We start from the raw sequence: 3244 nt of genomic DNA on the forward strand, positions 1-3244 counted from the left end.
TGTAGGTGGCGATGGTTCCGGCTGATGCTCCGAGCTCCGTTGCCAGGGCATCGAGCCAGAGTTGGGCCAGCCGTTGATTGGTCCGCATGAGATCCTCCTGTGAGAGGAACCCTGCCACGGCACCTGTTACAGACTTCTTGTCAAAATCTTTGCTCAACAAAATTCCGGTGCTTGACGGCGAGAGGCCCGCAGTTCTCGTCCGGCTCTGCTCGTCTGAATGACTTCCGGATGACGTAGGGGAACGATCCTGCTGTAGGACAGTGCAAAGCTGGCTATGGTTTGTCTGCCTGGAGATGCGGCGGCTCCGACTGGTGTTCGGGACCAGGCGGGGAGGCCGGACGTGGTGCCGCTTCCGGCCTCTCCTTCCCACGCAAAAGCGCCCACGCCGGGGCCGGACGGGAGCAGGATGATCGCGAGCATGTTCGGGTCCGGCATACCGCTTGATGGGCTGTTCCTCATCAAGCTTGGGGTGGATTCACTCGATCCTCGTTTCCGCACCATCACAGTGAGGGACAACCACCCGTTTCGCTCCTGCGTGGGGACTAGGCACGGCATCTAGACCTAAACAAGGGCTGCCACCTATAAGGCGCATGAGCGACGAAAGGTGCCACGGCGAAATTGGAGGGAAAGATGGACACGAAAACCGACGATAGGAACGCAGGCGAGTGCCCGTTCACCGGCGGCCGCCAAAGGCGAGCGAACCGCGACTGGTGGCCGAGCCAGCTGGACATTCAGGTGCTCCATCGGAACTCCCCGCTGTCCGATCCGATGGGGAAGGAGTTCGACTACGCGAAGGAATTCAAGAGCCTCGACCTGAACGCGGTCATCAAGGACCTGCATGCCCTGATGACGGAGTCGCAGGACTGGTGGCCCGCCGACTTCGGCCACTACGGCGGGCTAATGATCCGCATGGCGTGGCACAGCGCGGGGACGTACCGCATCACCGACGGCCGCGGCGGCGCCGGGGCTGGCCAGCAGCGGTTCGCGCCGCTCAACAGCTGGCCGGACAACGCCAACCTCGACAAGGCGCGCCGGCTGCTGTGGCCGATCAAGCAGAAATACGGCCGGAAAATCTCCTGGGCCGATCTGATGATCCTCGCGGGCAACGTCGCGCTCGAGTCGATGGGCTTCAAGACGTTCGGCTTCGCCGGCGGCCGCGCCGACGTGTGGGAGCCCGAAGAACTCTACTGGGGTCCCGAGGGCACGTGGCTGGGTGACGAACGCTACAGCGGCGAGCGCCAGCTCCAGCATCCGCTCGCTGCGGTGCAGATGGGCCTGATCTACGTCAATCCGGAAGGACCCAGCGGCCAGCCGGATCCGATCGCGGCGGCCAAGGACATCCGCGAAACCTTCTTCCGCATGGCGATGAACGACGAGGAGACCGTCGCGCTGATCGCCGGTGGCCACACCTTCGGCAAGACCCACGGCGCCGGCGATCCCTCGCTGGTCGGTCCGGATCCTGAAGGCGCGGCAATCGAGGATCAGGGCCTCGGCTGGAAGAGCGGGCATGGCACCGGCTTCGGCGCCGACGCCATTACCGGCGGCCCGGAAGTCACCTGGTCGCAGACGCCGACGAAGTGGAGCAATTACTTCTTCGACAACCTGTTCCAATACGAGTGGGAGCTGACCAAGAGCCCGGCCGGAGCCTGGCAGTGGAAGGCGAAAAACGCCGAGCCCTCGATCCCGAACGCGCACGACATGTCCAAGAAGCATGTGCCGACCATGCTGACCACGGACCTGTCGCTGCGGTTCGACCCGGCCTATGAGACAATCTCGCGGCGCTTCTATGAGAACCCGGACCAGTTCGCGGATGCGTTCGCCCGCGCCTGGTTCAAGCTCACGCACCGCGACATGGGCCCGATCGTGCGCTATCTCGGCCCGCTCGTGCCGAAGGAAACGCTGATCTGGCAGGACCCAATCCCGGCGGTCGATCACCCGCTGATCGATGACACGGAGGCCGAGGGTCTGAAGGCGACGATCCTTGCCTCCGGTCTGTCGGTATCCGAGCTGGTCGCGACGGCGTGGGCATCGGCCTCGACCTTCCGCGGCTCCGATAAGCGCGGCGGCGCCAACGGCGCCCGCATCCGCCTCAGCCCCCAGAAGGACTGGGAGGTCAACGAGCCCGAGCAGCTTGCCAAGGTCCTGGATGTCCTCGAGACCATCCAGCAGGACTTCAACCAAGCCCAGTCCGGTGGCACGAAGGTCTCGCTCGCCGACCTCATCGTTCTCGCCGGCTCCGCGGCGATCGAGAAGGCCGCGAAGGATGCCGGCGTCGACGTGCAGGTGCCCTTCACGCCGGGACGCATGGACGCGTCGCAGGAGCAGACCGATGTCGAGTCCTTCGCTCCCCTCGAACCGCGCGCCGACGGCTTCCGCAACTATCTCAGCGGCGAGCAGTTCATGCTGCCCGAGGAGGCGCTGGTGGACCGGGCACAATTGCTGACGCTGACGGCGCCGGAGATGACGGTGCTTCTCGGTGGTCTGCGCGTTCTCGGTGCGAATGCCGGAGGGGCCAAGCATGGCGTCTTCACCGACAGGCCCGGCGTCTTGACGAACGACTTCTTCGTCAATCTGCTCACCATGAAGACACAATGGCATCCTATCGCCGACGGCACGTACGAAGGCCGCGACCGCAAGACCAACGAGCTGAAGTGGAGAGCGACGCGCGTCGATCTGATCTTCGGGGCGCACTCGCAGCTGCGCGCGCTTGCGGAAGTCTATGCCTGCACCGACGCGCAGGAAAAATTCGTGCAGGACTTTGTCGCGGCGTGGACCAAGGTGATGCAGGCAGATCGATTCGATTTGGCCTCGTCCCAGCAGGCTGCCGCATAACCGCGCCCGCATGAGCCAACTGCAGACGGCCGGGGAATTTTCCCCGGCCGGTTCTCGTTTGAGTCGAACATGAACGACAGCCTGAACGTGGAAGTCCTCTATACGGTCGAGGCGCACCTCGGGGCAGGGAGACAGTGTCCTTCACGGATGAAGGAATCTCTACGAGGTTTTTACCGGACGGATAGATATGACAGCACATCCGGGATCGCTCTGCCTCCACAACAGAGGCGCAAGCAAACCTGAGACTTCTTGTCAAAACCTATCTTATGCGAACACCTCTAGGTCACGGGGTGGATTCTATTCTGAAGTGCGAATTCCGTTACAAACAATGGGTTTGCACTCGGAGGCTGAATGACCCTGCCCTACATCCACCTGAGCCTGGCTGAACGGCGCGAGATCGCGCGCATGCATG

General features: G+C 63.3%; 1 protein-coding gene. It reads left to right on the top strand.

Annotated features, from left to right (window positions below):
* The first annotated feature begins 630 nt into the window (after positions 1–630).
* Positions 631–2832, top strand: a complete 2202-nt coding sequence (gene katG / locus ACS5Q1_RS47205; protein WP_473104677.1) for a catalase/peroxidase HPI — start codon at positions 631–633, stop codon at positions 2830–2832.
* The last annotated feature ends 412 nt before the right edge of the window (positions 2833–3244 follow it).

The sequence above is a fragment of the Microvirga sp. GN3 genome (assembly GCF_055792825.1).